The sequence below is a fragment of the Granulicella paludicola genome (genome assembly GCF_025685545.1).
In the GTDB taxonomy this organism is placed as follows: Bacteria; Acidobacteriota; Terriglobia; order Terriglobales; family Acidobacteriaceae; genus Granulicella; species Granulicella paludicola.
Genome location: NZ_JAGSYC010000026.1, coordinates 948,338 through 968,211, shown reverse-complemented (window position 1 = coordinate 968,211; position 19,874 = coordinate 948,338). Strand labels below are relative to the sequence as shown.

At 61.1% G+C, this 19,874-nt stretch carries 16 protein-coding genes; 9 read left to right on the top strand and 7 right to left on the bottom strand.

Annotated features, from left to right (window positions below; genetic code table 11):
* Nucleotides 1–14: 14 nt before the first annotated feature.
* From OHL14_RS19625 to OHL14_RS19600, 6 genes are all read left to right on the top strand, one after another.
* Nucleotides 15–599, top strand: coding sequence for an OmpH family outer membrane protein (locus tag OHL14_RS19625; protein ID WP_263381068.1), 585 nt, complete (start codon nucleotides 15–17; stop codon nucleotides 597–599).
* 55 nt (nucleotides 600–654) lie between these two features.
* Nucleotides 655–1,329, top strand: a complete 675-nt coding sequence (gene rpe, locus OHL14_RS19620; protein ID WP_263381067.1) for a ribulose-phosphate 3-epimerase — start codon at nucleotides 655–657, stop codon at nucleotides 1,327–1,329.
* 111 nt (nucleotides 1,330–1,440) lie between these two features.
* Nucleotides 1,441–3,225, top strand: coding sequence for an outer membrane protein assembly factor BamD (gene bamD, locus OHL14_RS19615; RefSeq protein ID WP_263381066.1), 1,785 nt, complete (start codon nucleotides 1,441–1,443; stop codon nucleotides 3,223–3,225).
* 131 nt (nucleotides 3,226–3,356) lie between these two features.
* The gene (locus tag OHL14_RS19610) at nucleotides 3,357–6,359 is read left to right on the top strand and encodes a valine--tRNA ligase (protein ID WP_263381065.1); all 3,003 of its coding nucleotides are present in this window, start codon (nucleotides 3,357–3,359) and stop codon (nucleotides 6,357–6,359) included.
* A gap of 251 nt (nucleotides 6,360–6,610) precedes the next feature.
* Nucleotides 6,611–7,237, top strand: coding sequence for a peptide-methionine (S)-S-oxide reductase MsrA (gene msrA / locus OHL14_RS19605; protein WP_263381064.1), 627 nt, complete (start codon nucleotides 6,611–6,613; stop codon nucleotides 7,235–7,237).
* A 123-nt stretch (nucleotides 7,238–7,360) separates the two neighbouring features.
* On the top strand, nucleotides 7,361–9,772 hold the full coding sequence (locus tag OHL14_RS19600; protein WP_263381063.1) for a patatin-like phospholipase family protein: 2,412 nt from the start codon (nucleotides 7,361–7,363) through the stop codon (nucleotides 9,770–9,772).
* 67 nt (nucleotides 9,773–9,839) lie between these two features.
* Here OHL14_RS19600 and OHL14_RS19595 read toward each other — a convergent pair whose 3' ends face one another.
* From OHL14_RS19595 to OHL14_RS19585, 3 genes are all read right to left on the bottom strand, one after another.
* Entirely contained in the window at nucleotides 9,840–10,595 is a 756-nt protein-coding gene (locus OHL14_RS19595) for a metallophosphoesterase family protein (protein ID WP_263381062.1), read from the bottom strand.
* Between the two features lie 84 nt (nucleotides 10,596–10,679).
* On the bottom strand, nucleotides 10,680–11,564 hold the full coding sequence (locus tag OHL14_RS19590; protein ID WP_263381061.1) for an ATP-binding cassette domain-containing protein: 885 nt from the start codon (nucleotides 11,562–11,564) through the stop codon (nucleotides 10,680–10,682).
* Between the two features lie 18 nt (nucleotides 11,565–11,582).
* Nucleotides 11,583–13,169: a nucleoporin FG repeat-containing protein gene (locus OHL14_RS19585; protein ID WP_263381060.1), complete on the bottom strand. Its 1,587-nt coding sequence runs from the start codon at nucleotides 13,167–13,169 to the stop codon at nucleotides 11,583–11,585.
* Between the two features lie 124 nt (nucleotides 13,170–13,293).
* Between OHL14_RS19585 and OHL14_RS19580 the strand changes: the two genes are divergently transcribed.
* Nucleotides 13,294–14,358: an LLM class flavin-dependent oxidoreductase gene (locus tag OHL14_RS19580; RefSeq protein WP_263381059.1), complete on the top strand. Its 1,065-nt coding sequence runs from the start codon at nucleotides 13,294–13,296 to the stop codon at nucleotides 14,356–14,358.
* A 404-nt stretch (nucleotides 14,359–14,762) separates the two neighbouring features.
* On the opposite strand, the gene OHL14_RS19575 is transcribed toward OHL14_RS19580, so the two are convergent.
* The 3 genes from OHL14_RS19575 to OHL14_RS19565 all read right to left on the bottom strand — a co-directional run bounded on the left by OHL14_RS19575 (nucleotide 14,763) and on the right by OHL14_RS19565 (nucleotide 16,245).
* Entirely contained in the window at nucleotides 14,763–15,299 is a 537-nt protein-coding gene (locus OHL14_RS19575) for a cupin domain-containing protein (RefSeq protein ID WP_263381058.1), read from the bottom strand.
* A 62-nt stretch (nucleotides 15,300–15,361) separates the two neighbouring features.
* A complete protein-coding gene (locus OHL14_RS19570) occupies nucleotides 15,362–15,811 on the bottom strand; it encodes a DUF1772 domain-containing protein (RefSeq protein ID WP_263381057.1) in 450 nt (149 codons plus the stop codon).
* A gap of 53 nt (nucleotides 15,812–15,864) precedes the next feature.
* The gene (locus OHL14_RS19565) at nucleotides 15,865–16,245 is read right to left on the bottom strand and encodes a DUF4267 domain-containing protein (protein WP_263381056.1); all 381 of its coding nucleotides are present in this window, start codon (nucleotides 16,243–16,245) and stop codon (nucleotides 15,865–15,867) included.
* 125 nt (nucleotides 16,246–16,370) lie between these two features.
* On the opposite strand from OHL14_RS19565, the gene OHL14_RS19560 reads away from it, so the two are divergent.
* Both OHL14_RS19560 and OHL14_RS19555 read left to right on the top strand, forming a co-directional pair.
* Nucleotides 16,371–16,961 carry a TetR/AcrR family transcriptional regulator gene (locus OHL14_RS19560; protein ID WP_263381055.1) on the top strand — a complete coding sequence of 197 codons (591 nt, stop codon included), beginning with the start codon at nucleotides 16,371–16,373 and terminating at the stop codon, nucleotides 16,959–16,961.
* Between the two features lie 312 nt (nucleotides 16,962–17,273).
* Nucleotides 17,274–18,578 carry a geranylgeranyl reductase family protein gene (locus OHL14_RS19555; RefSeq protein WP_263381054.1) on the top strand — a complete coding sequence of 435 codons (1,305 nt, stop codon included), beginning with the start codon at nucleotides 17,274–17,276 and terminating at the stop codon, nucleotides 18,576–18,578.
* Between the two features lie 290 nt (nucleotides 18,579–18,868).
* Here OHL14_RS19555 and OHL14_RS19550 read toward each other — a convergent pair whose 3' ends face one another.
* Nucleotides 18,869–19,861 carry a rhodanese-like domain-containing protein gene (locus tag OHL14_RS19550; protein WP_263381053.1) on the bottom strand — a complete coding sequence of 331 codons (993 nt, stop codon included), beginning with the start codon at nucleotides 19,859–19,861 and terminating at the stop codon, nucleotides 18,869–18,871.
* Between the last annotated feature and the right edge of the window lie 13 nt (nucleotides 19,862–19,874).

Here is a 19,874-nt window from a genome sequence, read left to right as displayed (position 1 = left end):
AGGAGTTCGCAGCCATGCGTTCATGCACCCTCGCGTCTTACGTTCTTTGCCTCATGACAACAACCACCTTCGCACAAGCCCCCTCCACCAGCCCCAATATCCGTATCGCTGTCGTAGCGTTCAACGCGGCCGTGCTGCAAACGTCGGAAGCCCAGCACGAATTGGCAGCCATGCAGACAAAGTTCGGCCCGCGACAGGCCCATCTCGAAAGCCTCAATACGCAGATCAGCTCTCTCAAGAAGGAGCTGAGCGATGACACCAAAACGCTCTCCGAGCCTGAAAAGACCGCGAAGATCAAGTCGCTGGACGCGCAGGAGCGGCAGCTGCAGCGCGAAGTCGAAGACTTCAAGAACGACACCGACACGGCCTCGCAGCAGATGTTTCAGAACGTCGCCCAGAAGCTCTTTAGCTTCCTGAATCAGTACGCAGAACAATACGGATACACCATCATCCTCGATCGTGGGCCCAACGAAGCGCCCGCAATCTGGTACACCGCGAAGGGCATCGACATCACCGCCGATCTCGTAGGCGCCTACAACTCGAAGGCATCCTCTGCGCCGTCGGCCGCCCTGCCATCAGCGCCCGCACCGCACAACTAGCCGTGGGACCGACATGCACCTCTGGGCCCCGCCTCCTGCATTTACACTGTTGCAGATGATCGAACTAGCCTTCTCCATCCTCGCCGCCGACTTCGCTCACCTCGCCGATGAGATCGCCCTCGCCACATCCGCAGGCGGCACCATCGTCCACGTCGACGTCATGGACGGCCACTTCGTCCCCAACATCACCTTCGGCCCACCCGTCGTCAAGGCCATCCGCCCCATCACGCAGCTCCCACTCGACTGCCACCTCATGATCGAGGACCCCGACAAGTTCATCCCCGACTTCGCCGCCGCCGGCGCCGACATGGTCTGCGTCCACGTCGAGGTCTGCCGTCACCTGAACCGCACCCTGCAGCTGATCGCCGACCACGGCATGAAGCCGGCCGTCGTCCTCAACCCGGCCACCCCCATCGAGCACCTCATCGAAGTCCTCCCCATGGTCCACCACGTCCTCGTCATGAGCGTGAACCCCGGCTTTGGCGGCCAGAAGTTCCTGCCGCGCTCCATCGACCGCATCCAGCACCTCGTCCACCTGCGCCAGAAAATGGGTCTCGACTACCGCATCGAAGTCGACGGCGGCGTAGGTCACGACACTGTCGCCTCGGTCGTCAAGGCAGGCGCGGACATGCTTGTAGCCGGTTCAGCCATCTTCGAGAAGGGCAAAACCGCTGAAAACGCTCAAGCCTTCCTCAAAATCGCCCGCGAAGCCGCTCTTTCGAACGCATAGGCGACGCCCCAGATTCCTTCCGGCGACCCGCACAATCCTGTTCACCCGTCTAAAATAAGAGTCACGCGCGCTGCTCACAGCGGCCGCCCAGTTGGAGTCTTAACTATCAGCATGATGACCTTCTTCCCCAGTAATCGCGCCGCCCTCGCTGCCGCACTGTCTGTAGTCCTCGCCGCCACCCCTCTACTCCGTGCACAGGACGCGCCTACAGCGCCACAGACCACCGCGCAGCCTGCTCACGCTGAGGCCACGATCTCCAACGATAAGCCCCAGAAAAAGAGGAAAGCTCCCAAGGTCGCCAAGGAAGATAAGGTTGTCCAGTCCAAGGACACCAAGGCCGACAATAAGCGCCTCGCTGCGGCCAAGAAGATCGACCCCCTCGTCGGCAAGGACACCAACCTGCCCGACAAGCAGCTCTACGATAAGGCCGTCGCGCAGGAGAAGTCCGGCCACTTTGACGTGGCCCGTCTCGATCTCAACACCCTGCTCTCCACCTATCCGGACTCTCAGTACCAGATGCGCGCCAAGCTGGCCGTCGCCGACTCCTGGTACCAGGAAGGCGGCTCTGCTGCCCTCGCCCAGGCCGAGCAGGAATACAACGACTTCATCACCTTCTTCCCGAACGTCCCAGAGGCCGCCGAAGCCCAGATGCGCATTGGTGACATCTACTTCAAGCAGATGGACGTTCCCGACCGTGACTATGCTAAGGGCGTCAAGGCGCAGGAAGCCTACCGCCTGATGCTCAAGCAGTACTCGGACGCGCCCAAGAAGCTGATCGACGAAGCCCGCCAGAAACTCCGCGAGGTGCAGGAAGTCATGGCCACCCGCGAGGCTGAACTCGGTGCCTTCTACGCCACGCATAACAACTGGGCCGCCACCATTGCGCGCTACCAGACCGTCATCGACACCTATCCGCAGTACAGCCACATGGATGACGCTCTCATCGGCATCGGCGATGCCTACGAGGCCGAAGCCAACATCATCCGTAACCAACGCACCTGCGAAGGTACCGGCCCTCAGCCCGCCTGCCTGCCCGAAGGTCCCAAGGCCAAGCTGCTGGAAGAGTATGACGGCAAGGCCGCCGATGCTTACCGCAAGGTCGTCCTCGAGCACTACGCTGCTCCGCACGTTGAAGACGCGAAAGAACGCCTCGTCGGCATGAACCTCGAGGTTCCCACTCCGACCAAGGAGCAGGTCGCCGCATCCGAGGCCCTCGAAGGCAGTCGCGCGCAGTACACCATGCGTAAGCGCCTTGAGCTGCTCGTGCTGCACAAGCCTGATACCGTCAACGCTGCGGGCGTAGGTGAGCCGCCGCTCGAAGACCCCGCGCCGACCACGGCTCCGCAGATCGTGAAGTCGTTGCAGGCTGATTACCTCACCGCCTTCAATCCTGCAGCGGCCCTCGCGGCCAAGTCTGCCACGCCTGCATCCACCTCGGACGCTGACGCTCCGGCAGCACCCGCCGTTCCTGTAGCCACAGGCGCGCCGACGCTCTCGGATGTCCCGGGGCCCGGCGAAGGTGCATCCGACCACTCCACCACCACCATGACCCACGACGACACTCCGTCTGGCGGTTCCGGCACGGGTCTGGGCGTCGAGATCATCAACCACAACGCGGCAGCCGATAAGGACATGCCCGCAGCCACGGGTAAACCCGACGCCAACTACGGTCTCAAAACCGTGGCCCCGAAGGACAACACCCCCTTGCCGGCGATCGAAAAGGCCGCTGCAGCTCCTGATCAGGTCAACGAGCAGGAAGGCAACAGCCAGCCAGCCGCCCAGACGAAGAAGCCCGGCAGCAAGAAGAACCCGAAGACTCCCGCCGTCGACAAGGCCGACGAGAGCTCCAGCAAGAAGAAGCCGAAGAAGGGCATCGACAAGCTGAACCCGTTCTAAAAGCGAGTGGAAAGCGACAAGTGATACGCCGAACGGAGAGGCCACCTGCCTCTCCGTTCTGCGTTTGCGCTTACTTATCACTCACCACTTGTCACTTATCACTTGCCACCCCTGCTACCCTTAAAAGCGACATGCAAAACGAACTCCCCAAAGCCTACGACCCCGCCCTCATCGAACAAAAATGGGCTGATTTCTGGGTCAACGAAAAGATCTTCTCCGCTCCCACGCCCTCTGACCCGGCGAGCATCAACCCCTTCGTGCAGCTGCTTCCGCCGCCGAACGTCACCGGCCGCCTGCACATGGGCCACATGCTCAACCAGACCGAGATGGACATCCTCGCCCGCTGGCACCGTATGTCCGGCGACACCAGCGTCTGGGTGCCCGGCACCGATCACGCCGGCATCGCTACGCAGATGATGGTCGAGCGCCAGCTCAAGTCCGAAGGCAAGTCCCGCACCGACTTCACCCGCGACCAGTTCACCGAACTCGTCTGGAAGTGGAAGCAGGAGTACGGCGGCTACATCACTGGCCAGATGAAGCGCCTCGGCGCCTCCGTCGACTGGTCTCGCGAGTATTTCACCATGGACGACCGCCTCAGCGTCGCCGTGAAGGAAGCCTTCGTCCGCCTCTACGAACAGGGCCTCATCTACCGCGGCGCCTACATCGTCAACTGGGACCCCGTCCTCGGCACGGCCGTCTCCGACCTCGAAGTCGAGAATGAAGAACGCCTCGGCTCCATCTATCACGTCCGCTACGACCTCGCCGACGGCTCGGGCAGCATCACCATCGCGACCACGCGCCCCGAAACCATGCTCGGCGATACCGCCGTTGCCGTGAACCCGACAGACGAGCGCTACACCGCGTTCATCGGCAAGCAGCTGATCCTGCCGCTTGTAGGCCGCGAGATCCCCGTCGTTGCCGACGACTGGGCCAACCCCGAGTTCGGCACCGGCGCCGTCAAGGTCACGCCCGCGCACGACCCCAACGACTTTGCCCTCGGCCAGCGCCACAACCTGCCCCAGCCCAGCATCATGGACACGCAGGCGCGCATCAGTCTTCCGGGTTCTCCTTATGACAAATTAGACCGCTTCGAAGCCCGCAAGCGCATCGTCGCTGACCTCGAAGCCTCCGGCCACCTCGTCGCCATCAAAGACCACACGCTGACGTTGCCCATCTCGCAGCGCACCAGCGCCGTCATCGAGCCGCGCCTCTCCATGCAGTGGTTCCTGGCCGTCAACAAAACTCCTTCATCCCATTGTCATCCTGAGCGCAGCGAAGGACCTGCTTCACCGGAGTCACCACAGCAGCCACCACAGAACTCCATCGCCGCCAACGCCATCGCCGCCGTCCGCGAGGGCCACATCAAGTTCACCCCCGACATGTACTCGAAAACCTACTTCGAGTGGATGAATAACCTCCACGACTGGTGCATCTCTCGCCAGCTCTGGTGGGGCCATCGCATTCCCGCGTGGCACTGCGACGCCTGCGGCGCCATCACCGTCTCCCGCGATGTCGCCAAGGCCTGCGCTGGCTGCGGCATCACCGATATCCGCCAGGAAACCGATGTGCTCGACACCTGGTTCTCCTCCGGCCTGCTCCCCTTCACCGTCTTCGGCTGGGATGGTAGCGGCAACATCACGCCAGACCTTGCCGCCTTCTATCCCACTCAGCTCCTCGTCACCGGCTTCGACATCCTCTTCTTCTGGGTCGCCCGCATGATCATGCTCGGCACCCACTTCATGCTCGACGTCCCCATGCCCGACGGCAGCAAGCGCGACCTCGCCAACGCTGTTCCCTTCAAGGACGTCTACATCCACGCCCTTGTCCGCGATGCCGACCGCCAGAAGATGTCCAAGACCAAGGGCAACGTCATCGACCCCATCGAGATCATCACGAAGTACGGCACCGATGCCGTCCGCTTCACCCTCGCCTCGCAGGCCTCGCCCGGCACGGACATCGCCTTCAATGAGGCCCGTACCGAAGGCTACCGCGCCTTCTGTAACAAGATCTGGAACGCCGCCCGCTTCCTCCAGATGAACATCGAACGCGGCAAGGAAGCTGGCTTCAAGATCACCCTCACCACTCCCCCAATCGCTTTGAAGGGGACGGGCTTCAGCCCGTCCGTCCAAGACTCTGCGAACGAGGGGGCTTCCGCCCCGGAGGGAACCGCAACCCTCCCCGACGAAACCCCTCTCGAAACCCGCTGGATCTACGCTCGCCTCCACGCCGTCGCAGCCGAGGTTCAGAAGTCCCTCGCCGAATACCGCTTCGACGAGGCCTCCCAGGCCGTGTACCAGTTCTTCTGGGGAGAGTTCTGCGATTGGTATCTCGAACTCGTCAAGCTGCGTCTCAACTTCGACATCGCCACCGAACCTTTGTCATCGCCCACCGAACCTTTGTCATCCCGTAGCGAAGCGGAGGGATCTGCATCGGAACCCGGCGAATCCCCTACCCCCGCCGAGCTTCGTGCCGCCACAGCCCTCACGCTCGGCGCGCTCGTCTCCGTCTTCGAGTCCGCGCTGCGCCTGCTTTCGCCCTTCATGCCCTTCCTCACCGAAGAGCTCTGGCACGCGCTCTACGCCAGCGTCGGTCAGGAGTCGCCCGCGAAGTCCATCGCGCTCACCCGCTACCCGCAGCCCGCCGACTTCTACACCAACGAAAAGACGCTCGCCGCGATGGAGACGATGCAGGAGCTCATCACCACCATCCGAGCCCTGCGTAAGGACATCGCCGTACCCGAGAAGGAGTTCACTCCCATCCGTCTTCACGGTGGCGCGCGCATCCTCGCGCTCGCCCAGGTCCATGGCGAAATGCTTCACCGCCTCGCCCGCGTCAACGGCGTAGAAATCTCCGACGCCCCGCTCACCGGTGAAGGCTCACGCTCGACCGCGAACTTCGACCTCGCCATCATCTACGAGCGCCAGATCGACGTCCCCGCCGAACGCGAGCGTCTCACCAAAGAGATCGCCAAGCTCACCAAAGGACTCGAAGCCGCCAACAAGCAACTCGGCAATGAAGGCTTCATCGCACGTGCTCCAGCTCACATCGTCGAAGGCCTCAAGAAGCAGTCGACAGAAACCCAGTCCCTCTACGACAAGGCAGTCGCCGCGCTCGCAGCACTGCCCATCGAATAGGCTTTGTCTCCTACCCGACAAAGCTACAGAAGCTAAGGGCCACCGCAATCGCGGTGGCCCTTGTTCTTCTGTAGACCGTCTCAATACAACAACTTGGCAGGCTCAGGCATCGTTCGGCAGAAATCCGCGTCCAATGTTCTGTGAACCTCGGCTCACCATTCGGCGTTGCGATCCATGTGATGGAATTTGGCATCATTTTGCTGGTCGCGGTCGTCCTGTGGCGTTCCGTCACAAACAGGAGATCCAGCACCATGGCCATTGCTACCCGCCGCGAACCGATTCCCGCCGCCACACTCGACATCAATGCTCCCGAGAGCGGATGGGAGGCTGGCGAGCTTGATACCGCCGTCTTTGCCGGGGGCTGCTTCTGGGGCGTGCAATCGGTCTTCCAGCGCGTCAAAGGCGTCGTGCAGACGACCGTCGGCTACTCCGGCGGCGCAGCAGAGACCGCAAACTATCGAGCCGTCTGCGGCGAAGATACCGGCCACGCCGAGGCCATCGAGATTCTCTTCGATCCAGCCAAGGTAAGCTACGGCACGCTGCTGCGCGTCTTCTTCTCCGTCGTGCATGATCCCACGCAGCTCAATCGCCAGGGCGCGGACATCGGCACCAGCTATCGCTCGGCCATCTTCTACACCGACGAGCAGCAGCGCGAGGTCGCCGAGGCCTACGTGCGCCAGCTCGATGCAACGGGCATCTTCCACGCGCCGATCGTCACTCAGATCACGCCGCTCATCCAGTTCTTCAAGGGCGAGGATTACCACCAGGACTACGCTATGAAGAATCCGCATAATCCCTACATCCAAGTGTGCGACATTCCTAAAATCGCAGCGTTAGGCCAGCAGTTCCCGAACTTATTTCAAGAGTACGGTCGCTAACCCCTCTCAATGTCGAGGGATGTTCATACCACTCAAAGAAGCTGACATGCATCCCAGCAAGGTAGACCTGCTCTTTGTTGATGCGGCTAGAAAGCGGCTATTCCTTCTTTGGACCGAACGACCTTGAACGCTACGTGCGCCACCCCTTCCTACGCGGCCCCTTCGGCGCTTCGCATCTTCGCCAGCGGCCTTGCGTTTGGATCGCTGCTTTTTAGCAGTGCCGTCGCCCATGCCCAGAACGCGCCACCCACAAGTATCGTGGCGCCTGGACTCGGTCAGCCAAGTGCTGCTCCTAAGTCTGGCCAGGACGAGAGCTCCGCCTCAAAACCAGCAAGCGCGGGCGAAGAAGCAGCCAGCGCAACGAAGCTGAAGCTCGGCCCCCTTGCGCCCTCTGTTCCTCCCACCAACATTCCGCATGATCGCCCGGTAATCGGCGTCGCGCTTGGCGGCGGCGGCGCGCTCGCGCTCAGTGAAGTCGGCGTCCTCCGCTGGTTCGAAGAGCATCACATCCCGGTCGACGTCATCGCCGGCACCAGCATGGGTTCTATCGTGAGCGCGCTCTACTCCACCGGCCATACCCCGGACCAGATGGAGCACGTACTCAATGAGAACTCCGTCACCTCGGTCTTTCGCATTCAGCAGGCCTACACCGCGCAAAGCTTCCGCCGCCGCGAAGACTCACGCGATGTCCCGAACGCCATCACCATCGGCCTCAAGCACGGCGTCAGCTTTCGCAATGCGCTGCTCACCGACACCGGCCTGAACGAACTCCTCGACAAGGAGTTTCTGCGCTATAACGACCAGCTCGACTTCAACGATCTCCCCATTCCCTTCCGCTGCGCTGCCACCGATCTGAACGACGCCAAGTCCGTCACCTTCGCTCGCGGTAGCCTGCAGGACGCCGTTCGCGCCTCCGCATCGATCCCCGGTGTCTTCCGCCCGTTCGAACTCAACGGCCACGAATTCGTCGATGGCGCCATCCTGAAGAACCTGCCCACGCAGGACGTCAAGGCAATGAAGGCCGACGTCGTGCTCGCCGTCAGCCTGCCTCTGCAGCCTGTCGGTAAGGGCGATCTCGACTCCATCCTCGGCGTTCTGCAGCGCGCCTTTTCGGTGGGTATCGAGAACAACGAGAACTTCGAGCGCGGCTTCGCCAACGTCGTCATCATGCCTAACATCGACGGCTTCAGTGGCAGTGACTACCTGAAGGCCACCGATCTGGCCAAGCGCGGCTACGAAGCCGCCGAGGCCAACAAAGACGCGCTACTCAAGTACGCCATCAGCGACGAGCAGTGGCAAGCCTACATGGCGAATCGCCACGCGCACGAACGTGGCCCGGTTAATAACGTTCTCCGCGTCGAGGTGAAAGCATCAGACAGCGGCGTGAAGCACTTTGTGCAGAAGAACTTCGCTCCCCTCGTCGATCAACCCATCAACACCGACAAGGTCGAGAAGCTCCTGGCTGAAGTGCGTGCCGACGGTCGCTACGACGCCGACTACACCGTAGGCTACGATAGCTCCCAGCCAGCCTACGCCCAACGCCCCATCCTGCTCGTAACCGTCAGCGACAAAAAGACCGGTCCGCCGTTCCTCGATGTCGGCGTAAACCTTGCCGCTCAAACCGGCGGTGTCACCCGCGCGAACCTCGACATGATCCTGCTGTATCAGGATTTTGGAGGCTATGGCAGCGAGCTTCGCACCAAGATCGACGTCGGCTTCCTCACTCACTTCGATACCGAGTACTACCGCAAGATCGGCGAATCCGGCGTCTTCGTCGCTCCGCGCATCGATGTTTCGCGCCAGCCGTATTACATCTACAGCGGCAACACTCGCCTCTCCGAACGACAGCTTGAAACCGCCGGTGGTGGCGCCGATATCGGCTGGGGCGACGGCCGCTCGCAGGAAGTTCGCGTCGGCTGGCAGCAGCACTACACCAACTGGCAGGTCACCACAGGCTCGGACAATCTACCCAATTATTCCAACGACTCGCAGCTCGCTCGCGTTCAGTACATCTACGACTCGCAGGATCGCGCCCTGGTGCCGTTGTATGGAATCCGCTCAGTCAGCACCTTCGGCTATCTCTATGACACACCGGGCAGCGTCAACGCACCGATGTTTACTACACAGATCAGCTTTGCGCGCACCTGGGATAAGAAGAACGTCTTCCTTGCCAACCTCGAAGGCGGCACGCTCTTCGATCGCAACGTAGCTCAGCCCTTCCGCTTCACTCTGGGTGGACCGCTGCGCCTCGCTGCCAGTGCCATCGACCAGTACCGTGGCACAGACTACTTCCTGGTCACGCCAGGTTACTTGCGTCGCATTCACTCCCTGCCCGCACCCCTCGGCAGTAGCCTCTACCTTGGCGGCACCTACGAGTACGGACAGATGCGCGCGCCCTTCACGCAGACCATCAAGCGGCAGGATGTCTACTTCGGTGTCGTCGCCGAGACACCGCTCGGTGTCATCTCTGTGGCCCCCGCCTTCGGCAACGCAGGCGAACGTAAGCTGGTTTTTACGATCGGCAAACTGTTTTAGAGAAAAGAAAGTGACGAGTGGTAAGTGATGAGTGGTAAGCGCTTACCCACTTATCACTCATCACTGCTTACTTCCCACTACTCAACCTTGCCGCCAGCCGCTCCGGCAACCCCGCCTCGCGTATCGCCGCCTGCGCTGCAGCTACGTCATACGGCGTGCGATGGAAGGTCACGCTCGCCTGAGATTCATCCTCTTCGTAGATCGCAAAAGCAGCGCGCCAGTCAGCATCGCGCGGCTGTCCCACTGAGCCGGGGTTGATAAGGTGCCGTGTCCCTCGCGTCAACTCAATGCGAGCGGACACCTCTCCTTCCTTCCTCCCGTAGCGCGGACGCTCCTCTTCCCAATCGTTCACCAGCATCGAAAAGTTTCCCTGCACATGCGTATGCCCAAAGAGCGTCACGCCGGCCTCCATGCGCTGCAAGGGAGCCCACGCATCGCGCATCGAGACAATGTAATGGTCCTCATGCAACGGCGAACCGTGCGCGCACAGCACATTCGTTGCCACCTCCACCGGACCTTTGGGCATCGCGCGGACCCACGTTCTGTTCTCGTCGGTCAGCGTCTCCTTGGTCCATACAGCAGCAGCAGCCGCCACCGGATTGAATCCCTGCGGCGGCGTCAGGCCACAACACACCCGGTCATGATTGCCGCGCACATGCCGCGCAGTCAGCGCCCGCAGGCGATCCACCACCTCGTTTGGTCGAGCACCATAGCCCACAACATCGCCGAGGTTCCAAACCACATCATGCGCAGGCGCAGCAGCAAGAACCGCATCCAGAGCATGGACGTTCCCGTGGATGTCGGAGATCACTAGAGCTCGCATAAACGAATGACTCGCATTCTGACTATGAGGACAAGGACGCCAGTCTATCCCAAACAGTTGCCACATCGCATGTACATCGAATCTCTAGAGCGTCGCGAGGGGTCGCGCGCGATCGGTCATCATGGTGGGGACACTCGCCAGCAGACTGCGCGTATACGCATGTTCAGGCCGCGTCAGCACATCCATCATCGCGCCCTGCTCCACAATCTCCCCATGTCGCATCACCGCCACTTTGTCCGCCACCTGCGACACCACAGCAAGATCATGCGAGATAAACAGCATCGCCAAACCATGCTCGTCCCGAAGCTGCTTCAGCAGCGCGATAATCTGTGCCTGCACCGTGACATCAAGCGCCGTGGTCGGTTCGTCCGCAATCAGCAGCTTCGGCTTGTTGATGATCGCCATCGCGATCACAATGCGCTGCCGCTGTCCGCCGGAAAACTGGTGTGGGTAGTCGTCGATGCGGCGCTCCGGCTCCGGCAGTGCCACCTCGCGCATCGCGGCCAGCACACGCTCCCGCAACTCACTCCGCGATGTCTTCGGAGCATGCGCCAGCAACGCCTCCGCAATCTGCCGGCCCACCGTCATCACCGGGTTCAGCGCAGTCATCGGCTCCTGAAAGATCATCGCAACGCTCGATCCTCGCAGCCGACGCATGGACGACTCCGGTAACGTTAGAAGGTCCACCGCTTTAGATGCCCAATGTCCAGACTCTCGGACATGGGAAGAACCACCACCACTCTCGACCGTCAACCGCACCTCGCCCTGAACCGTCGCGCTCGGCGGTAGCAGCCGCATCATCGCAAAGCTGGTCGCCGACTTGCCCGACCCGGACTCGCCCACCAACCCCAGCGTCTCGCCCGGCGCGATCGCAAACGAGACGCTACGTACGGCCTCGTGCTGACCGAATGCGATACGCAGATCGCGCACTTCTAATAACGGCAGTCGACTCTGTTCGGCAAAGCTCACACTCCGAGCATAGCGGAATCAGTGCCCCGACACCGTAAACGTGCGCCAGCCCGTCATCACCAGCACGCCACCACGACCTACACTCCACACCCGCCAGCGATACCGATTGCCATCGCGAGCAAACATGGCTGTCGTTCTGGTCTGCAGATGCGCATCCGTATCCACCACCGGCATCAACTGGCTCGCCGTCCACGTCCCCGCCAGCGCGCGCTGCCACTCCACGACCTGCAGTCGCGCCGAGCCGCTGTTGTCCCACCACAGGTCCGGGTGCTCCGGCCGCACATCGCCATCCTCCGGCGTCGCCAGCGTCACCGGCTTCATCGGCCCGTCCGACTTGCCTGCCGTAGCAGACGATAGATCACTATACGCAGCGCCGCGCTGGTCTGTAGGCAAATTCGGCGATACCTGCAGCACCCGCCAGCGGGCATCCGCTCCCTTGCGCAAGACCACCAACCCGTTCAACACCCCATAGCTATCCGACGAAGAGATATTCGCACGCAGCGAAACCGCCGCGACATTGCCCGACGCAAAGCCCGCAATCGTCTCCATCTGCACCTTCACATCGTTGCCGCTCACACCGCCACGCGAGAACGATGCCAGCGCCATGCCCGAAGCCTCCTGCAAACCAAACGGAGCTGCGTCCGCATCGGCGTCCGCTCCCAGCGCCGCACCCGCCAGCACACGTCGCATCGCAGACTGCGCCAGCACCACTGGCACCTCCGTCGCAATCGCTCGGCCCTCGCCACAGTCCATGCACTGCGAAGCTCCACTCACCCATATCCAGAACGCCTTCGCCACATCCATGTGCGGAGCGCTGCGCAACAGATCGATCGTCGCAGGCACGTAAAAACCATTCCCCGTCATGCCCTCCGACATCATGCGCTCGCCCAGCAACGTCATCCCTAGCCCGCTCTGCCACCACCAGTTCGTGTACTGCACCCCTACCACCACATCGGGATACCCACCCGCACTCTTCGCAGCCGTCAGCCTGTCCCGCAGCTCCAAATCCGTAACGTCTTCAACATGCACCACAAGCCCCGGAAACGCATGGCTCAGCTCCGCAACCAGCGCATCCTGCTGCGCGTCCTGCACATGCCGCGCCTCAGGTTGCAGCTTGTTCGTATCACTTGCCGCTGTGCCGTATGTGCTGGCCGTCTGCCCAAAGCTCCCCGCCGTCTGACCATACGTACTTGATGTCTGCCCATAGTTACTCGAAGCCGTGCCGACATTGCTTGTCGACGTTCCATACGAGCCTGCCGTCTGCCCCGTGTTGCTCGCCGCCGTGCCAAAACTCCCAGACGTCTGCCCATAGGTGCTCGACGTCTGCCCCACATTACTCGAAGCCGTTCCAAAATCTCCGGTCGTCTTCTCGACGATCACCTTGCTCGGCTGAATCTGTGCCGTCAGCCGATCGCGTCCGATCCGCAGCTTATCGTCGGTCGTCGCCTTCGAAACCATCCACACCGTCAGCGTGCCGTGCTGCAACGCTACCTGCCACCACGGCCTTGGCGCCTCCGTCGACGCAGCACTTACACCGCCGCTCTGAGCGATCGCGCTGCCCAACGCCAGCGCCACACAAACGATCGCCACTCCCCGCACGCGCAAAGTCAGCCTCCGAACCTAAGTCGATTCCATCACGGTTCTGCCTATTGGACGCCTTATTGCTCCCGAAGGACCACAAAGAGGCCATAAGAGTCGCCACCCTACCCGCGCTCATCCAATCCACTGTATGAGCGCCCTCCGCATCTCCGTTCTCGACCAGGCACCCGTCCCCGACGGCTTCACCGCCGCGCAGGCGCTGGACAACTCCCTCTCGCTGGCCCAGCACGTCGACAAGCTCGGCTACACCCGCCTCTGGTACTCCGAGCATCACGCCATGCCGCTGCTGGCAGGCTCCGCGCCGGAGATCCTCATCACCCGCGCCGCCGCTGCCACCCAGCGCATCCGCGTCGGCTCCGGCGGCATCATGCTGCCCCACTACGCCGCTCTCAAAGTCGCCGAGGTCTTCAGCACCCTCGCCACCATGTTCCCCGACCGCATCGATCTCGGCCTCGGCCGCGCGCCCGGCGGCGGCCAGCTAGAAGCCTTCGCCCTCCGCCGCAACCGCCAAGGCCCCGTGCCCGACGACTTCCCGCAGCAACTCGCCGAACTCCGCGCCTACCTGCACCCCGAGCGCTGGGCACTCCACGCCGACGTCAAAGGTCCTCACCCCTTCTCCAAAATCCACGTCGCGCCGCAGGCCTCCATCGCTCCGCAGATTTGGCTGCTCGGCTCCTCCATGTGGTCCTCCGTCACCGCCGCCGCTGAAGGGCTCCCCTACGCCTTCGCTCACTTCTTCGCAGGGCAAGGCACCCGCCAGGCCATCGAGCACTACCGCCGCAACTTCCAGCCCTCCGACGCCCTCTCCGCTCCCAACGCCGCCATCGCCATCGGCGTCATCTGCGCCGACACCCAGGAAGAAGCCGACCACCTCCACGCCTCCGTCCGCCTTCTGCAACGCCGCATCCGCATGGACGACCGCCGTCCCGTCGCCACACCCGAAGCCGCGCTCCTTGAGCTGAACGAAAAAGCCACCGCCCCCAACCCGCTCTTCGGCTTCACCGCAGGCTCGCTCGACCAGCCCGAAACCGAGTTCCCCCGCTATGTCGTCGGCACGCCCAACAAAGTACGCGATGAACTCCTCCGCATCTCCCGCGAACTCGAACTCGACGAACTTATCGTCAACACCATCACCCACTCCCACGAAGCCCGCCTGCGCAGCTACACCCTGCTCGCCGAGGCGATGTCCCTGTAACCCTCGCCCCCACTGCAAAGCCGCTTCCTCCTCCTCCCCTTCGTTGTCATTCCGTAGCGAAGCGAAGGAAACTGCATTTTCGCAGGATCACCCCAACAGCCCGTCATTGCGAACGTTCCCCTAGCGCCGAAGATGTTCGCGGCAGATGATGAATTTTTTGTGGGAACAGAGGATATTTGCGGAAGACAGAGGATGTTCGCGGAAGCGATGAACATCCTCCGTCCAACAGGCCAAGCCCCCGGGCAAACATCAATTTCGACAAGAGCGTTTGTCGGGAGTAATCCAGACTCAATGAGTGCTTCGGCCTGTTCTCGTTCTTCCAGATTTCATGGCGCTCGCGTTAGGTAAACCCGAGTCGGCGTATCGAAGCCACATGGCATCTGTTCGTAAAGCTATTGGTCTCTCTAAGCTCGGTCCAGAAGTTCCGTGCCATACTTCGCTGCAACAGCCTTCGCCTTCTTCGCAAACTCGGCCATCTGCATCGCGTCGAGCTTGGGTGGTGCTGTAGTGCGCGTCGCTACAGGCACACCGAGCTCGACGAAGAACCTTTCGTTGCCCGCTGGAGCGCAGATGCAGATCATCCTGGCTGGGCTTGTCGATACGTTGTGAAACTGGTGGGAAGCATTGGACGGAACGTTGACCGTGTCACCCGCCCGAACGATGGACTTCGCCCCGCGAAAGGTCATCTCCACCTCGCCTTCCAGCAGGATGAATGTCTCTTCAAAGTCGTGACGATGCGGCCCCGGCCCGCCACCAGGCGGCACATGCATGTCGATCACACAGAAGCGGCCGTTGGTATCTTTACCGGCGACGGTGATCGTATACGTGTTTCCAACCAGGCCAATATGCTGTGCAGTTGGACTATCTAGCTGGGCAAACGCCAGCGCGCGGCTAAGATCATCGGCAGGCAGTGGAGCGTTAGTGGTTGCGATCTCTGACATGGGATTCTCCTCCTTGTGGTTCAGTTGGTCCTGCAGACGCTTCGTGCCCGCAAGAACGTTGGCTACAAAATGCCCACGATGAGCAACACTAAAGCTGTCGTGAGCACGAAAACGCGCCAGCGGTGAAGCAGGTCCCATCGGCTCCGGTAACGCTTCCAATCGGCAGGCGGCGTGGACGTCTCCCACGATGCAATTCGGTTGTTGATCGGCACGAGAATCGTGACCGTACACACAATCACCAGCATCCACAAAACAGACGATGCAACGATCCAGATAGGTAAGTGGCCAGAGGTATGCCAATAGATCCCACCCTCGACCACGGTCAGTAGGAGTGTAAGCGCGTACCAAAACGGCATGGCTGCTCCCATCACCCGGGCGATAGCACTTGCTGCCGACAGATGCACTTCCTCTGGAAGCCTATCCAGAGTTGGGTGGATAAACGCGGCAATGGAAAACTCACATCCAACCATCAACCCAGCGACAACGATTGCCACAACATTCAGAACTTCCATGATGATTCCTCCAGAAAAAATCGGATTTGCAAGCTACTACCGCCGCACGTCTCTCAAAGGGCATGGGTCAACAACAGGCCGACGACAAGCATTGCCACACAGGTAACGCCATGAATCGAGAACGCCGCCGACTTCGACCCACCCGACCGCAGAACAACCGACATGTCGCCAAAAGGGGTGATCGCCAGTACGAGCAGAGCGACGCCTACCGAGCGAGAACCAGTAGTCAGCATCAGGGCCAGCACAACCAGCCCGGACGCGATGTCCCGAACCCCCTTCAGGCGCAGCCAGGCACGAGTGTCAGCATCAGCCGCTGGGAGCTTGAGTCCGAACGATCCAATCATTCGTTCCGGGGAAAAGAGGTAGAAGCCGCCGATAACGAGGATCGCCACCGCCATAAGAACAGCGAGAGAAAGCAAAATCGTGTTGAGCATGAAAATCTCCTTGTTAGAAAATCTAGCAACGCTATTTATAATGCACGACGTTGCCCTGCGACGCAAGAGCATCCGTAAATATTTTTACAACGTGTTAGACTTTCTAGCGGTGCTATACTCTGTGCATGGAGACAACCGCCGTACCGAACCGCATTGCAGAACGAAAACTACGTGACAGAGAGGTCCGACGGGCACAGATTATCAGTGCCGCAAGGCGAATCGCGGAGCTGGAGGGCTGGCCTAACGTCACTGTTCGGCGGCTGTCCGACGAAATCTCTTACAGCCAGCCCGTCCTGTACGGTCACTTTGAAAGCCGCGAAGGCATCCTCGCTGCGGTGGCTATCGAAGGCTTCCAGGAGATCGGCCTGGCCTTGGAGAAGGCACGCAAACGGGCCAAGCCAGGGAAGATTGTCGAAGCAGTCGCAACCGCCTATCTGGAGTTCGCCACGTCCTCACCGGCACTCTACGAGGCGATGTTTTCGCTCAGTCTCAGCATTCCCTTCGCTGACGCTAACACACCTCCAGAGCTCCGGTTCGCGTTCGCACAACTCATGGAGCTGTTTCAAGGACAGGGCTCGAAACCGGAGGTCCTGACAGAACTCTTCTGGGCAGGCCTCCACGGAATCGCCGACCTCACAAGAACCAAGCGATTTCCACCCAGCCGCCAGAAGGAGCGCGTGAAAATGTTCGTCGAGCTCTTCGCTTTCCCAAGTTGAAGCGGAACAAGTGCTGAAAGTGCCACGACTGTTAGAGGAGTGCCCTCGTCTCGCACCAGTCCGGTGACGGTTTTCCCAGAATGGCGCTTTTGGCTTTACGCATAATCGCCAATGCGCTCACCGACCCAGATTAGTAACGGGAAGCCGACTTACGGGAAGCGACTCGCCAATCATCTCCGCTCATACCTACGGGCCAATGCACGCCTCAACCATGGCCCGTATCGCTCTTCCATCATGACTCCTCTAAACGCGGACGCCAGAACTTGCACATCCTCAACTCACACCTTCACGCCCGGCCATAAACTGAACTAGATGCACCTCGACTACGACACCCTCATCATCGGAGCAGGCCCCGCAGGCTGCGCTGCTGCCTATGATCTAGCGCAAGCCGGTAGGCGCGTGCTCCTCGTGGACCGCCGCACCTTCCCGCGCCCCAAGGCCTGCGCCTGCGGCCTCACGCGCAAGACCCTCGACGCTCTCCGCTACTCCGTCGAACCCGTCAGCGAGCGCATCTGCTACGAGATCGTCCTGCAGCAGGCCTCCGACGACACCAGCAAGCGCGAGGTCAAGGTCCGCGCCAAAAATCCTATCTGCGCCATGGCCGTCCGCGAACGCTTCGACGCCTTCTGCCTCGCCCAGACACTCGCCGCCGGTCGCAACGGAGGCAGCGCCACCCTACGCAAGATCGAACACATCACCTCCATCGACGAGCACCCCACCCATATCGTCCTCACCGTAGCGACAGCCACCGGCCCCGAAACCTTCACCGCCCCTGTCCTCATCGGTGCCGACGGCTCCAACGGCCAGACCCGCCGCATCGAAGCCTCTCTCCGCAACAGTGGTGAAGCCCAGTCGCCCTCGGCGCCGCACTGGTACGAGAAGGGCTTCGCGCTCGAAGCCTGCGTGCCCTACAGCGCATTGCCTTCCTCTCTCCCCGCAGGCGACGCCCCCACCGACCTCGTCTTCGACTTCGCCCCCCTGCCCGGCGGCTACGGCTGGCTCTTCCCTAAGGGCGACCACATCAACATCGGCGTCGGCGCCTTCGCCCCCACCGCAGACGATGCCTCTACGCAATTGAAGTCCGTCACCCGCGACCTGCTCGATCAGTACACGCAGCACAAACTCGGCGTCTCGCTCGCCGCTCTCGGCGCAGCCATCACCGGCCAGTACCTCGGCATGGGAGGCCACGCCTACATCCCCCACGGCCGCGTCCTCCTTACCGGAGACGCCGCCGGCCTCGTCGACCCCCTCACAGGCGAAGGCATCCACTCCGCACTCGTCAGCGGACAAGCCGCCGCCGCCGCCATCCTGGAGTCGATAGAAAAAGTCGAAGAAACGGAAAGAGCGGAACTGGGTGCCCCATCTTCGCCGACAGCTTCATCGTCGACCAAGGTGGGCTCGGAAGCTTCAAAGATCGCCACCGCCTACGCCCGCCACCTGCAACCCCTGCAGCAGACGCTCGCCTTCTCCGCCCGCGCCGCCCGCGCCTTCTACCGCAACCCTGAGCGCGGCTTCCGCGCCATGCGCAACCCCTTACTTCGCCCGCTCATCCTGAAGACCTACGCCGATGGCCTGCCCCACACAAAGCTAATCACAGCCTTGGCAAAGTTCGTTTAGAGAACCTGCATCCACCGCAACCCACTCCAATTCTTGTCAAGCCCCGAAAACCCTTAACTGCTTGATTTAAAAGACGATAAAAATTGCACGATTACCCGTTCCCATTTGCTATCCTTTAAATAGGGGCAAAAGAAAGGGTCGGCTACGGAAAGCAGCCAACCCTTTCTTTTCAAGAATTTCTCGCTAAACCATTCAAAATAAATGCTTTAGCGCACTTTCTCTTACCTTTCGAACTTAACCCCCACCTTTTCAGTACTTTGCCCAAAACAAGGGGGGGAGGGGGGGCCCACCTACTCAAACTGCGGTAGATGTTCCATCTCACTCAGCGGAATCGGCTCAGTCGGTCCACCAGCTTTCACCCAGGCCTTCAAACCGCCGCGAATCACCTTCGTCTGGCAGTTCTCCTGCTCCAGCATCTTTGCAACACGAACACTCGTAGCCTCGCGCGCGCAGCTGCAATACAGATAGATCTCGCACTCAGGCTGCATAAACTCGCGCAGCGCGACCAGCTCCTCATGCAGCCGATTCGGCTCCACGCGGATCGAGTTCTTGATCCTCTGCATTCCCGGATCGTAGTAACCATGCGAGCGCACATCCGCAATGATCACCAGGCTTTCATGCGAAGCCGCACGCACAATCTCCATACGATCCAGCAAATCCTGCGCGCCCACCCGCGAGATGCCCGCATACTTCGAATCCCGCAGCGAGTTCACCGTCAGCCAGCACGCATACGCAACTACCGCGACAATCACCACGGTCAGCGCCGCATGACCTAGCTGCTGCACAACGCCCACAACCGTTCGCAGCACCGGAGCGCACACAAATCCAACAGCGGTCCACGCCGTCACATACAGCGCAACGCCCGCTCCATCCAGCCGCAGAAACCGCCCCAACCGCATGTTCAAACTGCCTGCCAGAGGAGCTGCAACCGTTCCCAGCCCCGGCACAAACTTGGCTATCAGCAACGTCTTTGGACCGCGTTCATAAAACGTATGCGCCGAGCTGAAGATGCAAACATCGGGATTCATACTCACCTTGCAGAGCCCCGCCAGCAGCCACCAACCTGTGTAGCGTCCACCGAAAAACATCAGAGTATCGCCGATCACCGCAGCCAGCCACGCGCTCAGTAGCACCAGCCAGAAGTTCAGGCTGCCGCCATGCGCCGCCGCACCCGCTGTCAAAAGCACCACCGACATCGGCAGCGGCAGCCCGCACGCACCTATGAAAAAGGCGATAGCTGTCACCACGTAGCCATGGTGTCCGATCGCGCTTAGCAAATCCATCGCGTGCCCAACT

Bases quoted from the DNA above. Each gene is read 5' to 3' on its own strand.
- OHL14_RS19625 (WP_263381068.1), top strand. From the start codon at position 15: ATGCGTTCATGCACCCTCGCGTCTTACGTTCTTTGCCTCATGACAACA.
- rpe (WP_263381067.1), top strand. From the start codon at position 655: ATGATCGAACTAGCCTTCTCCATCCTCGCCGCCGACTTCGCTCACCTC.
- bamD (WP_263381066.1), top strand. From the start codon at position 1,441: ATGATGACCTTCTTCCCCAGTAATCGCGCCGCCCTCGCTGCCGCACTG.
- OHL14_RS19610 (WP_263381065.1), top strand. From the start codon at position 3,357: ATGCAAAACGAACTCCCCAAAGCCTACGACCCCGCCCTCATCGAACAA.
- msrA (WP_263381064.1), top strand. From the start codon at position 6,611: ATGGCCATTGCTACCCGCCGCGAACCGATTCCCGCCGCCACACTCGAC.
- OHL14_RS19595 (WP_263381062.1), bottom strand. From the start codon at position 10,595: ATGCGAGCTCTAGTGATCTCCGACATCCACGGGAACGTCCATGCTCTG.
- OHL14_RS19580 (WP_263381059.1), top strand. From the start codon at position 13,294: ATGAGCGCCCTCCGCATCTCCGTTCTCGACCAGGCACCCGTCCCCGAC.
- OHL14_RS19575 (WP_263381058.1), bottom strand. From the start codon at position 15,299: ATGTCAGAGATCGCAACCACTAACGCTCCACTGCCTGCCGATGATCTT.
- OHL14_RS19570 (WP_263381057.1), bottom strand. From the start codon at position 15,811: ATGGAAGTTCTGAATGTTGTGGCAATCGTTGTCGCTGGGTTGATGGTT.
- OHL14_RS19565 (WP_263381056.1), bottom strand. From the start codon at position 16,245: ATGCTCAACACGATTTTGCTTTCTCTCGCTGTTCTTATGGCGGTGGCG.
- OHL14_RS19560 (WP_263381055.1), top strand. From the start codon at position 16,371: ATGGAGACAACCGCCGTACCGAACCGCATTGCAGAACGAAAACTACGT.
- OHL14_RS19555 (WP_263381054.1), top strand. From the start codon at position 17,274: ATGCACCTCGACTACGACACCCTCATCATCGGAGCAGGCCCCGCAGGC.
- OHL14_RS19550 (WP_263381053.1), bottom strand. From the start codon at position 19,861: ATGGATTTGCTAAGCGCGATCGGACACCATGGCTACGTGGTGACAGCT.